Annotated in this window: 12 protein-coding genes; 4 read left to right on the forward strand and 8 right to left on the reverse strand. The window is 72.0% G+C overall.

From position 1 onward, the window contains the following. Position 1: 1 nt before the first annotated feature. From EV670_RS03680 to EV670_RS03710, 7 genes are all read right to left on the reverse strand, one after another. On the reverse strand, positions 2-1,882 hold the full coding sequence (locus EV670_RS03680) for a chorismate-binding protein (RefSeq protein WP_130430441.1): 1,881 nt from the start codon (positions 1,880-1,882) through the stop codon (positions 2-4). Between the two features lie 10 nt (positions 1,883-1,892). After that, positions 1,893-2,432 carry a formaldehyde-activating enzyme gene (gene fae, locus EV670_RS03685; protein ID WP_130430442.1) on the reverse strand — a complete coding sequence of 180 codons (540 nt, stop codon included), beginning with the start codon at positions 2,430-2,432 and terminating at the stop codon, positions 1,893-1,895. Between the two features lie 61 nt (positions 2,433-2,493). After that, on the reverse strand, positions 2,494-3,327 hold the full coding sequence (locus tag EV670_RS03690) for a formylmethanofuran dehydrogenase subunit C (protein WP_130430443.1): 834 nt from the start codon (positions 3,325-3,327) through the stop codon (positions 2,494-2,496). Beyond that, entirely contained in the window at positions 3,324-4,250 is a 927-nt protein-coding gene (gene fhcD, locus EV670_RS03695) for a formylmethanofuran--tetrahydromethanopterin N-formyltransferase (protein ID WP_130430444.1), read from the reverse strand. Before fhcD ends, EV670_RS03690 begins: the two co-directional genes overlap by 4 nt. Continuing rightward, positions 4,247-5,920, reverse strand: coding sequence for a formylmethanofuran dehydrogenase subunit A (locus tag EV670_RS03700; protein WP_130430445.1), 1,674 nt, complete (start codon positions 5,918-5,920; stop codon positions 4,247-4,249). Before EV670_RS03700 ends, fhcD begins: the two co-directional genes overlap by 4 nt. Next, positions 5,917-7,176, reverse strand: a complete 1,260-nt coding sequence (locus EV670_RS03705; RefSeq protein WP_130430446.1) for a molybdopterin-binding domain-containing protein — start codon at positions 7,174-7,176, stop codon at positions 5,917-5,919. The genes EV670_RS03700 and EV670_RS03705 overlap by 4 nt, the downstream gene beginning before the upstream one ends. Before the next feature lie 218 nt (positions 7,177-7,394). Beyond that, positions 7,395-8,108 (reverse strand): HisA/HisF-related TIM barrel protein, encoded by a 714-nt coding sequence (locus EV670_RS03710; RefSeq protein ID WP_130430447.1) that lies wholly within the window; start codon positions 8,106-8,108, stop codon positions 7,395-7,397. Positions 8,109-8,150: 42 nt separating this feature from the next. Here EV670_RS03710 and EV670_RS03715 point away from each other — a divergent pair, with 42 nt between their 5' ends. From EV670_RS03715 to EV670_RS03730, 4 genes are all read left to right on the forward strand, one after another. Then, positions 8,151-9,098, forward strand: coding sequence for an ATP-grasp domain-containing protein (locus EV670_RS03715; RefSeq protein ID WP_130430448.1), 948 nt, complete (start codon positions 8,151-8,153; stop codon positions 9,096-9,098). Further along, positions 9,085-10,158 (forward strand): hydantoinase/oxoprolinase family protein, encoded by a 1,074-nt coding sequence (locus EV670_RS03720; protein WP_130430449.1) that lies wholly within the window; start codon positions 9,085-9,087, stop codon positions 10,156-10,158. The genes EV670_RS03715 and EV670_RS03720 overlap by 14 nt, the downstream gene beginning before the upstream one ends. A 20-nt stretch (positions 10,159-10,178) precedes the next feature. Next, a complete protein-coding gene (locus EV670_RS03725; protein WP_130430450.1) occupies positions 10,179-10,769 on the forward strand; it encodes an amino acid kinase family protein in 591 nt (196 codons plus the stop codon). A gap of 133 nt (positions 10,770-10,902) precedes the next feature. Further along, positions 10,903-12,060, forward strand: coding sequence for a tetratricopeptide repeat protein (locus tag EV670_RS03730; protein ID WP_165393225.1), 1,158 nt, complete (start codon positions 10,903-10,905; stop codon positions 12,058-12,060). 27 nt (positions 12,061-12,087) lie between these two features. Here the strand turns inward: EV670_RS03730 and EV670_RS03735 are convergent, their stop codons facing one another. Further along, positions 12,088-12,456, reverse strand: a complete 369-nt coding sequence (locus tag EV670_RS03735) for a SpoIIAA family protein (protein WP_130430452.1) — start codon at positions 12,454-12,456, stop codon at positions 12,088-12,090. Between the last annotated feature and the right edge of the window lie 44 nt (positions 12,457-12,500).

Consider the following 12,500-nt stretch of genomic DNA (forward strand, 5'->3'; position numbering starts at 1 on the left):
TTCAGGCAATCGCCGGCGCCGGCACGACCGCGTCGAGCGTGCCGCGAAGCGCGTTGCACACCACGACCTGCTGCGCACGCCTCAGGTCGGCCAGCGTGAGCCGATGCTCGCTCGCGGCCCGGGCCGGGTCGTCGAGCAGCACGCCTCGCATCACGCCGGGCAAGGCGCCATCGGCCACCGGCGGCGTGAACCAGCGGCCGTCGAGGCGCAGGAAGATGCTGCTGCGCGCGCCTTCCACCAGCGTGCCGTCGGCGCGATGGAACAGGGTGTCGAAGCAGCCCGCGGCCTCGGCGACGCGGATCGCGGCGTCGTAGAACTCGCGGCGCGTGGTCTTGTGGGCGAACAGCGCGTCGACCGGTCGTGGCAACGGGGCCAGGCGCAGGTGCACCGGACCATCGATCGCGGCCAGCGGCTCGGCGGCCACCTGCAGTTCGATGCGGCCGTCGTGATGCAGGCTCAGCTTGAGCCGCCAGTCGCCATGTGCCGGCAAGCTGCCAACGGCATCGTCGAGCGCGGCCTCGACGCGTTCGCGGGATGCAGCAAAGCCCAGCGCCTTCGCACTCGCCAGCAGCCGCCGCAGATGGCGCTCGCGCAGTGCCACGCCTCCGGCGCGCGTGGCGCGCATCGTCTCGAAGAGGGCAAAGCCGGGATCGAGCCCGGTCAGGAAGCGGCCCTTGAGTCGGCACTCCTCGTACTCGTCGGCGGCCACGCTGTCGAGCACGATGCCGGCGCCAATGCCCAGCCGCGCCGGCCGCGTGCCATCGGCCGCCTCGGCGCCAAGCGTGAGCGTGCGGATCGCCACCGAGCAGCAGAAGTCGCCGACGGTGGCGCCCGTCGGCGCCGCATCGATCCAGCCGATCGCGCCGCAGTAGAGGCCGCGCGGCGTGCTCTCCAGTTGTCGGATCAGCTTCATCGTCTGCAGCTTCGGCGCGCCGGTGATCGAGCCACAGGGGAATGTCGCGCGCAAAAGTTGCGGCAGCGTGACGCCGGGCGCCACTTCGGCCTCGATGCTCGAGGTCATCTGGAACACCGTGGCATGCGACTCGACCGCAAACAGCGTCGGCACCTTGACGCTGCCGACGCGCGCGATGCGACCGAGGTCGTTGCGCAGCAGGTCGACGATCATCAGGTTCTCGGCGCGGTTCTTGGCGTCCTCGTGCAGGCCGCGCGCGGTCTCGCTGTCGGCGATCGGCCAGCTCTCGCGCCGCGCCGTGCCCTTCATCGGCTGCGCGAAGAGCCTTCCGCCCTGATGGCGCAGGAACAGCTCGGGCGAGCACGACAGCACATGGGTCGGCGCGCCCGCTGTGTCGGCGCGTGCCGGCAGCGCGATGAAGGCGCCGTAGCGCACCGGCTGGCGCGCGCGCAGCCGCCGATAGAGCGCCAGCGGCGTGCCGAAGGCGCGGCCGTCGAGGCGGTAGGTGTAGTTGACCTGGTAGCTCTCGCCGGCGCGGATCGCGGCATGGATCGCGGCGATGCAGGCGTTGAATTCGTCCTGCTCGACGCTGGCGCGAAGGTCCATCGTGCCCGCAATGCCCGGCACGGCGCCAGCCTCATCGCGCGCCGCGAGCCAGTCGTCGACCGCCGCGCGCGAGAGCCGCTGCAGCGAGCGGAACATCAGCAGTCGCAGCGACGGCGCGCCGACGCCCGACGCCCGCTCGCGCCGGCCGGCATCGAGCAGTTCGGTGCCCCACTCGTAGTCGGCAAGCAGCACCGCGTGCAGGCCGGCGCGCTGGTCGGACTCGGCCGACGCCCAAGTGTCATCGAGCGCGGCCGGGTCGGTGCAGCGGTGCTCGCGCACGAAGCCGGTGTAGAGCCGCGAGCGCGGGTCGGAGTCGCTGGCCTCGCAGTCGTCGAGCAGGGCGAAAACGGACGCGTCGCTCATGGGGGAGAGGTCAGGACGACCAGTCGTCGTAGTCGTGCTTGATGGTGTGGCGGTTGGCGATCAGCTCGTCGATCGTCGGCTCGTTGGCCAGCGCGCGCTTGATGGCGAGCTTGGTCGCCTCGTAGTTGGTGCGGTACATGTCCTTCTTGTCGAGCATCGCGTCCTTGGCGCAGCGCGGGTCGATCCAGACCAGGCTGATGATGCACAGCTGGTTGACCAGCGTGCGCGGGATCACGCCCTCGATCACGCAGTCGAGCACCGCGTCGGCGGTAGCCGACTGCACCACGCCGCCGAAGAGCTCGATGTTGGCGCTGTCCTTCAGCGTGACCTTCGGCACCGTGATCGTCGCCGGCCGCACCATCTGGTTGCAGGCGCGGATCGCGAACATCGCGGTGTGGCCCTTGCTCTGCGCCATCAGGTTGGCGAATGCCGCGCCGACGGGGCCATCGGTGCGGCCGATCAGGATCTCGGGCATCGCGTCGGTGGCCTGGCCCTCGGCGGCCAGCACGGTGGCCTCGCCGGCGTGGAAGAGATAGTCGCGGTCGCTCATGCGGGAGGCTCCGGCTTCAGTGGAAGATGGATTGGGGCGCAAAGTATCGCGCCGGGTGCAATCAGCTGCCGGCCAACCACCATTCGCCGCGGCCGTCGACGGCAAGGTCACCGCGCAGACGCGTTGAGCGCCGCGCAGCCAGCGTGGCGAAGGCCTCGTCAAGGCCGTGGTGGTGCGCCAGCCGCGCGATCTCGCGCGCCAGCAACTGCCCGGCGACGGTGGCCTCGCCATGCGCCGGCACGAAGCTGGCCGGCGCTTCGGGCTGCGCGCCGGCAAACACCAGGCTGCCGCGTCGCTGCAGATAGCCCGGATGCGCGCCGCAGCGGCCGGCCAGTGCGATCGTGCCGGCGACCATGCGCGAGGCCAGGAAGTCGCCGGCATCGCCGCCGATCAGCACCGTGCCGCGCCGCATGCGATCGCCGAAGCGCGCGCCGACGCTGCCGTGGACGACCACCGTGCCGCCGCGCAGGCCGTCCATGTCGCCGGGCAGCGCGCCGCAGCCGTGGTCGCCGAGATCGCCTTGCACGCTCAGTTCGCCGCCCTGCATCGCGCAGGCCGCGAGCCGGCCGGCGTTGCCGCAGAGATGCACTTCACCGCCCGCGAGGCCGGCGGCGAACCAGTCGCCGACGCTGCCTTCCACTTCGAGGCGGCCACCGGCCATGCCCTGGCCGATGCGGTCGCAGCGCGAGAGGTCGCCGCGCACGAGCAGTTCGCCATCGGTATCGATGGCGGCGATGTCGAACCAGTCGCCGAGCGCGCCGCGCTCGTTGCCGTGCCAGAGCTCGATCGCCGCGACGCCGGCGGCATCGAGCGCGGCCAGCGCGAGCGGCGCCACGCGGCGCAGATCGAGCCGCAGCGTCGGCGTCTGCTTCAGCGTGAGTTGCCAGCCGCTCACGTCGCCGCTCCCAGGATGCGTCGCAGATGGAAGTGATAAGGCCCGAGCTTGCCGCCGTAGTTGCCCGCGGCGATTCGCTTGACGCCCGCCGCGCCGGCGCGCTCGACCAGCGCCTGCATGCCGGCCCGCATCGCCCCGGCGACCGCGACCTCGGTCAAACCGTCGATCACGATCTCGAGCACGCAGCGAATCTCGGGTGTCAGCTCGCTGTGCTTCGCCAGGCCCAGCAAGCCAGGGCAGAAGGCCTCGTTGGTCGAGGCCGGCAGGCTGGCGTACTTGCTGCCGACCTTGGAGCCCGAGCGCACCACGCCGCCGGGGAAGGGCATCACCACACCCGGCACCTTGCGCATCGCCGCCACGGCGGCTTCGGCACCTGCGAGCGCCTCGTCGGTACCTGTTGCCAGCAGCAGCAGGTTGCCGCCGCCGACTGCCTTGACCACCGGCGTCGTTTCCTGCGCGACGAACTCGCCGTCCATCACCGGCACCCGCCAATAGCGCTGGCCGGCCAGCACCTTGCTGATCTGCCAGCCGTCGCCAAAAAAGCGCAGGTTCTTGCCGAGCGCCACCGCCTCGCCGGCCTCGGTGGGCAGACCGGCGAAGACCGCGGTGGTGGGACAAGTCAGCACGCATTGGCCGACGCGGCGTTCGATCTGCTTGGCCAACTCCTTGCCGCTCATCGAGAAGATCAGCAGCGCGACGCCGGGGCGGCCGTCGGGCGTCTCGTCGGGGCCGAGCTCACGCTCGATGCCGGCCTCGCAGCCACAGGCGATCACGCTGGTGGCAAAGCCGGTCGCGCTCAGGCCCGCGTGGCGCGCCCATTCGATGTTGTGCGCGGTGACGACCAGACGCGTGGCCTTCATCGGAAAGGCCTCGGCGAAGCCGTCGTCGATGGCGACGCCGTTGAGGATGAGGGGCTCGCTCATGAGTTCAGGCAAGCTTGTGGCAGCAGCCCGCCATGGTTGGCGCACAGGCACAACTCGTCGCGGTCGATCGCCATGCGCGCCGGATCGAGCGTGCCACGCCGTTGCGCGTAGTCGGCCAGCGTCCTCTCGATGCCGCGGTCGAAGGCGGGCTCGGCGTAGTGCACGCCGCCGGTCGGCACGGCCAGGATGCGGCCATCGGCGGCGACCTTCACGCCGTCCTTGAAAACAGCCATTGGGGTGGTGAACATCGCTTCCCGGTCGGCGTTCACGCGATAGACCGCGATGTCGGCCGCGGCGCCGGCGCCGAGCTGGCCTCTGTCTTTCAGCCCCAGCAACTTGGCCGGCGCGGCGCGGGTGAGGATCGCGATCTCGCTCAGCGTCAGTTCACGATCGAGCTGCGCCAGCGCGCAGTTCTGCGCGACTTCGGGATGCAGCTTCGCGATCTGCTCGTTGCGGAACGAGCGGTCCATCAGCAGCCGGATCAGGTGCGGGTAGCTGGTGAACGGCCCGCCGTTCGGGTGGTCGGTGGTCAGCACGATGCGCCACGGGTCCTTGACCAGCAGGAACAGCTCCAGCCCGATCGCCCATTGCAGCGCGTTGACATAGCTGCTCTCGCGGTAGCGGAACGGCACCACGCCGCAGCCGGCGTCGCATTCGATGTCGGCGCCGATCCACTTGCGCGGGCTGGCCAAGCCGCTGTTGGCATGCTGGCGCATCGTGTCGCCGGAGGCGGTGACGGTCTGGCCGAAGATGATCTGGCCGACATCGATCGAGACGTTCGGGTTGGCGTTCACCGCCTCGGCCAGTTGCACCGCGGCCGACGAGAACTTCTTCGGACCCTCTGTACCGTAGGCGTGGAACTGCACATGGGTCAGGTGCGCGCGCCGGCCTTCGAGCGCGTCGATCGTGGCCAACGTCGAATCGATGTTGCCGGCCACGCCGAGGTTGCTGCAGTGGATGTGCAGCGGGTGCGCCAGGCCGAGCTCATCCACCGCGCGCGAAAGCGTGCCGATGATCTGGCGCGGCGTGACGCGCCAGTGCGCATGCTCGTCGTCGACGTTCAGCGCGCGCTGGTTGAACTTGAAGGCCGAGATGCCACCCGGGTTGACGACCTTCACGCCCATTGCCTTGGCGGCGTGCACATGCCAGCCGACCAGGTCGCGCAGGCGCTCGAAGTCCTCGCCCCTGGCGAGCAGTTCGAGGAACAGCTCGTCGTTGCCCTGCATCACGTAGGCGCCGTGGTCGAGGATCGGCACGTCGCCCATCTCGAGGTGCGCGTGGCGCGCGTTGCTCGCCACCATCGCCGGCTCGAAGGCGGCGGTGTAGCCCATCTCGGCGTAGCGGTAGCCGGTGGCCAGGGTGCCGGGCGTGACCAGCCCGCCGGAGTCGCGTTCGAGCGGGTTGGCCGGCGGTGGCAGCGGGTCGAGACCGCGGCGGTGGTCCTCGTTCATCAGCAGCCGAGCCAGGTTGACCTTGCCGCCGCCGATGTGGCTGTGCAGGTCGATGCCGCCGGCCATCACGACGCAGCCGCCGGCGTCGAGCGTGGTGTCAGCCGGCTCGTCGCGTGGCGCGTCGACGATGCGGCCGTCGCGCACGAACAGGTCGCGAATCGTGTCGACGCCGTTGGCCGGATCGACGACATGGCCGCCACGGATGTGGAGCAAGCTCACTGCGCCGGCTCCATCGCGGCCTGCAACCGGGCCACAACCTCCGCCACCGAAGGCAGCGTCGTGTCGCGCAGCGCGCGCAGCGGCTGCACCACGCTGAACTCGGTGCGGAACAGATGGCCGCCGTGGTCGACGCCGGGCGTGCCGACCGCGATCGCAAAGGTCGGCGCGGCGCGCGGCGGCAGGGCGGCCAGTCGCTGCGGCGTGGCCAGCAGCACCAGCGGCAGCGGGCTCTGCAGCAGCGCCGGCGGCAGCGGCCGCTGGCCGAAGGCATCGACCCAGAGCACGGCATCGACCGCGGCATCGGTCGCCAGCGCATCGGCGTCGAGGCACCAGGGATCGTGCTCCAGTCCGCGCGGGCCATGCTGCGTGCGCAGCGGCAGACCGGTGAGCCAGAGATGCGCCTGCTGCATGCTGGCCAGGCCGTCGCCACCGCCAAGGGCGAGGCCGGCGGCGCGGGTCGCGCCGTTGAGCGTGCCGATCAGCCGCTGGATCAGCTCGACCAGCAACTCGCCCTGCGCCGGCAGCGCGGCGGGCTCCCAGACCAGCACGGCGTAGCGCGCCGCGCGCAACTGACTTGCCAGCCACTGAAGCGCCGGGGGCGGATTGGTGACCGGGCGTCCGGCCACCAGTGCCGCCAGCGTTGCCAGGTCGGAAAAGAGCTCGGATGCCAGCGACATGCTGACGGTGACGGGCCGGATCGCGCGTGCTGCCAGCGCCGGATCGTCGACGCCGAACTGGATCACCGTGCGTGGCCCGCCGCCCAGCGCGCGCTCCCAGAAGCGCGGCTGCGCGCGCGAGGGCGCGCAGCCGATCGTGAGGATCAGGTCGGCCCGCTCGGCGACCTCGGCCAGCGTGGTGCTGTAGCCGCCGCGATCCTGCAGCGCGCGCGGCATGCACAGCGCGCCATCGCCGCCGGCGTCGACCACCGCGCCGCAGGCATCGGCCAGCCGGGTCAGCGCGCGAGCGCCGGCGACGTCGGTGCCGAGGCCGGCAATGAGTGGCCGGCGCGCGCCGGCCAGCAGCCGGGCCGCGGCCTCGATCGCGGCCGGTGCCGGAGGTGGCAACGGTAGCAGCGACTGCAGCGCGGCATCCGCGCGCGCGCACGGCGTGGCCGCGCCGAGCTGCCAGGCGCCGTCGGCGCGTGGCGCGGGGTGCAGGTCGTGGCAGAGGAGGGGGCAGAACGGGCAGACCCAGGCCGCCGACGCCGCAGGATCGCCAGCCGAGTGGGGGTCGACCGCAGTCGCCGAGATGCTCATCGTGAGGGCGGTACGCAAGCGATGTGCCGGCGCATGCCTGCTGGACGGGGCCCGGGCGTCGCCGCAGCGGTGGCACAGCGCGCGCCGCCAGTGGCGGGACACCGGGCGACACAGTGTGCCGCTGCTGCAGCGCGGCACGCCGCCATCCGCGCCGGGGGCGTGCAGTTGCGCTTGGCACGAATCGTGATCGGCTCCCGCATGCACCGCATTGCTCGCGCCTATCCGGCCAAGGCCTCGAGTCCCGCCAGCCGCCCCTCGTGCAGGGCGCTGGCCACGAGCCAGGCGCCGGCCCCGGCCACTGCGGCGGCGCGCCGGTCGGCGGCGTCGCGCAGGCCACCGGCGCCGACCAGCCGGGCGCCGGGTGCCCGCCGCCGCAAGCCGGCGATCAGCTCGAGGTCGGGTCCGAGCCCGCTGCCGACCCGATCCAGCGCCATCGCGATCAGCGTCGCCGGCCACGACTCCGGCAGGTCCCAGCAGCCGGCGCGGTCGAGCGGCGTTGCGCCGCGGCGGTCGAGCGAGAGGATCGCATCGGGAAAGTCGCGCAACTGCTCCAGCGCGGTGCGGTCGCGCAGCGACTCGCTGCCAAACACCGGTCGCACGCGGCCGGCCTCCGAGGGGTCGAGTTGGGCCAGCAGCGCCTGCGCCGCGACGGCGTCCTCGAACCCGGCGTCGAGCCACAGCACGATCTGCGGCAAGGCGGCCAGCAGGTGGCGCAGCGGCTCGGGCTGGCGCCGGCCGTGCAGGATCGCGTCCAACTCGGCCACGTACAGCACTTCGCTGCCGGTGGCGCCGATCAGGGCGCGCGCCACCGCCACCGGCTCGCAGCCCTGCACCAGCGTCGAGGAGCGCAGCGGTCTGTATGAACGGCGCTCGCCGCGCACGGCGTGCACCACCTGGCCGGCCTGCAGATCGATCACGGGGATGAGTTGCATCGCCAGCCGCTTGAACATTGGCCTCGGGGAGGGGCGCAGGACATGAAGAACGTGCTCGTGGTCGAGTATCTCAGCGCCGGCGGGCTGCTGGACGGGGCGCCCGCCGACGGCACGCTACTGGCGCAGGGGCTGGCGATGCGCGACGCGCTCGCGGCCGACCTGGCGGCGGTCGAGGGCGTCGCGGTCAGCGTCGCGGCCGAGCCCGGCGCGGCGCTGGAGAGCTGGCTCGCCGAGGTGCAGCACCGCTTCGAGGCGCTCTGGGTGGTGGCGCCCGAGTGCGAGGGCCGGCTCGCGGCCCTGCACGCGGCGACGGCGCCGGCACGCTGGATCGGCTGCGACGCCGAGGCGATCGCCACCGCCGGCAGCAAGCGCGCCACGCTGGGCGTGCTCGACCGGGCCCGGATCCCGACGCCGCTGGCCTTCGAGGCCGAGGCACGGGCCTGGGTCGTCAAGCCCGACGACGGTGCCGGCGCCGGCGACACGCGGTGCCACACGCGACGGGTCGATGCCGAGACCGACCTTCGGCGCAGGCAGCGCGCCGGCGCGGCCGCCGTGCTCGAGCCCTGGGTCGAGGGCGAGACGCTGAGCCTGACGCTGCTGTGCCGTGCCGGTGGCCGCACGCAGGTGCTGGCGCGCAATCGCCAGCGCATCGGAGTCGACGTCGACGGCAGCGTGAGCTACGCCGGGGTCGAGCTGGCGGCGATCGGCGCCGACGACCTGTGGGCGCCGGCGCTCGACGCCGTCGCGCTGCGCGCCGCCGCGGCCCTGCCGGGGCTGCGTGGCGTGGTCGGCATCGACATGGTCTGGCATCCGCAGTGCGGGCCGGTGGTGATCGAGATCAACCCGCGCCTGACCTGCGCCTACGTGGGCCTGAGCGCCGCCGCCGGCTTCAACGTGGCGGCGGCGGTGCTGGCCGATCACTTCGAGGCTTGGGGCCGGGCCTCGCCGGTCGCGAGCCCTGTGCACGAGTTGTCCTATGCCAACGCCTGAACTGCTGTTTGGCTGGGATGTCGGCGGCGCGCAGCTCAAGCTGGCCCGCATCGAGCGTGGGCCCGCGGGCGCGCCGCTGCTGCGCGACGCGATGCAGTGGCCCTGCGCCCTGTGGCAGGGGCTCGACCGGCTGGGCCAGGCCATCGAGGCGGCGCGCCAGCGCTGGCCCGACCTGGCCCAGGCCGAGCATGCGCTGACGATGAGCGGAGAGATGGTCGATCTGTTCCCCGACCGCGCTACCGGCGTGCAGCTGATCGTCGGGCTGCTGCGCGATGCGCTCGATGGCGCGCCGCTGCACTGCTATGCCGGTGCCCAGGGCTGGCTGACACCGCAGGCGGTGGCCGGGGCGTGGACCGATGTCGCGTCCGCCAACTGGCTGGCCTGTGCCGAGCTGGCGGCGGGCGTGGTGGGGGACGGCCTGCTGGTCGACATCGGCAGCACCACCACCGACCTCGTCGCGCTGCGGGGCGGGCGCGCGGCGCCGCTGGGCCGCAGCGACGCGCAGCGCTTGCAGAGCGGCGAACTGCTCTACCTCGGCGTCGCACGCACGCCGCTGATGGCGTTGGCGCCGCGGGTGCCGTTCCAGGGCGTGCTGCACAACGTGATGAACGAGTACTTCGCCACCAGCGCCGATGTCTACCGGCTGACCGGCGAGCTCGATCCGCGCCACGACCCGCATCCGGCCGCCGACAACGGCGCCAAGGACGAGGTCGGCACCCGGCGTCGCCTGGCGCGGATGATCGGCCGCGACGCGCACGAGGGCAGCGCCGCCGACTGGCTGGCGCTGGCCCGCCACTGGCGTAGCTGCCAGCTCGACGCCACGCTCGAGGAGTTGCTGCGCGTGGCCGCGGCGGCCGAGCTGCCGCGCGGCGCGCCGCTGGTCGCCAGCGGCTGCGGCGACTTCCTGGTCGAGGTGCTCGGCGCGGCCTGCGGGCGTCCGGTGCAGGCATTCGGCGAGCGCTGCGTCGCGCTGCATCCGGCCGCCGACGCAGAGCTGGCCGGCTGGGCCCAGGTGGGCGCACCGGCGGTGGCGGTGGCCCTGCTGCGGGCGCGCGCCTGAGCGACGTCGAGGCAGCCGCGATGTGGGTCCTCAAGCTCGGTGGCAGCCTGGCGCGCGACGCCGAATGGCTGCCACGCTGGCTTGCGCTGGTCGCCGGCCATGGCGGCGGCCGCGTGATCGTCGTGCCCGGTGGCGGCAGCTTTGCCGACGAGGTGCGCGCGGCGCAGCGCAGCTGGCGCTTCGACGACCGCATCGCCCACAACATGGCGGTGCTGGCGATGGCGCAGACCGCGATGCTGCTGCAGGGGCTGAACCCGGCGCTGCAGGCGGCGGTCAGCGAGAGCCAGATCCGCCAGGCCCTGCAGCGGCTGCAGCCGGCGGTGTGGATGCCGCTCGAGCTGCTGCGCGACCAGCCCGACGAGCTGACCTCGTGGGACATCAGCTCCGACAGCCTGGCACTGTGGCTGGCGCGGCGCCTCAACGCCGAGCGGCTGATCGTCGTCAAGTCCTGCCCGGTCGACGGTGCCAGCGACTTCGAGTCGCTGGCCGACATGGGCATCGTCGATCGCGGCTTTGCCCGGCTCGCGCGCGACGCCGCGTTTCCCATTACGCTGCTGCACAAGGCAGAACTCGAGCAGATGCAGCAGTGGTTGATCGACCCGGGCCCTTAGCAGCCCGTCAGCACTGAACGTGCTTTGCTCACGGCGCCGCGTTGCGCCGGGCTTTCACGACTTGGCCGCGCGGCGCGGGCTGACTAGGATGAAGAGGCAGAGGCCGCCGTTGGCGGCCGTGGGGAAGTACGCGATGAAAGCCTGGATCGTCCTTGGCCTTTGCGCCGCGCTGCTGGGCTGCGCCAGCGCGCCGCCGGTGCCGGCGGTGGATGTGACGGCGCTGTTCCACGACGAGTTGTTCGAGCCGCCCTCCGAGCCCGTCGATCCGGCCCGGATCTTCGAGGCCAGCGAGGCGATGAAGCAGTTCGTCGGCATCGAGATCGCGCGCGACCTGCGCACCAAGGGCCTGCGCCAGGGCCTGGCCGACGCGCTCTACACCCGCGGCCAGCTGCGGCTCGACTACGACGCGAGCAACACCCGCAACGCGGCCGAGGCCTTCGAGGCGCGCGCCGGCAATTGCCTGTCGCTGGTCATCATGACCGCCGCGCTGGCCAAGGAACTGAAGATGCAGGTGCAGTTCCAGAGCGTGCCGATCGACGACAGCTGGAGCCGCAGCGGCGACCTGCTGGTGCTCAACGGCCATGTCAACGTGAGCCTGGGCCAGCGGCTGACCGAGGCGCGCCACTGGCAGCCGATCCGCGAGGAAGTGACGATCGACTTCCTGCCGCCCGAGGCGTTGCGCGGCCAGCGGGCGCGGCCGATCAGCGAGTCCACGGTGGTGGCGATGTACATGAACAACCGCGCCGCCGAGGCGCTGGCCGCGGGCCGGCTCGACGACGGCTACTGGTGGGCGCGCGAGGCCCTGCGCCAGGAACCGACGTTCCGCAGCAGCTACAACACCCTGGGCGTGATCTACCTGCGCCGCGGGCGGCCGGTGGAGGCCGAGCAGGTGCTGCGACTGGCTTGGCAGCAGGATCCGCGCAACACGCGCGTCATCGCCAACCTGATCCGGGTGCAGACCGAACTGGGGCGCCCGGCCGAGGCCGAGCAGCTGAGCCGCAAGCTGGCCGAACTCGAACCCTACCCGCCCTTCCACTTCATGAGTCTCGGCGTGGCCGCGCTCGAACGTGGCGATACGCGAGTGGCACGCGAGCACTTCGAGCGCGAACTTGATCGCGCGCCCGAGCAACCCGAACTGCACTACTGGCTCGCCGTGACCTATCAGCGGCTCGGCGACATCCGCGCGGCCCGCAAGCACCTCGACATCGCGATCACCGGCAGCACCAACCGCGACGAGCGCGCGATCTACTCGGCCAAGCTCGACAGGATCAATGCGCTGACGGCGCACTAGCGGCGACGCGCCGCCTCGGGCAGAGGATCAGGGCGTGCTCGTGACCCATTGCCTTGCGGCGTCGAGTTCACCTGAAGCAAAGTGCCTGATCTCCGCGGCGACGAAGTGCGATGCCAGGCGCTCGGCGACATTGCCCAGGGCGGAGTCGGTGACCAGCGCGATCTTCCTGATGCGCCGATGGTGATCCCGGACGAAGCGAAAGTGGGCCGCCATCGCGCCGAAGCTCTCCCAGCCCGGAAACTTTGGCGCCTCGATGATGAGGCCGGCCAAGCCCCCCGTTTCCTCGATGTACGGATCGACCGACTTCGCGAGCTGTTCGAAGTCGGCCTGCTCGAGCGCAGATATCGGCCGCAGGTACAGAACGGAGTGGGCACGGTCGAGGGTGTGTTCGATCATCGGTGGCTCCTTCCGTATTGACGCGGCTCGGTCCAAGGCCCTCA

The sequence above is a fragment of the Rivibacter subsaxonicus genome, assembly GCF_004217215.1.
Taxonomy (GTDB): domain Bacteria; phylum Pseudomonadota; class Gammaproteobacteria; order Burkholderiales; family Burkholderiaceae_C; genus Rivibacter; species Rivibacter subsaxonicus.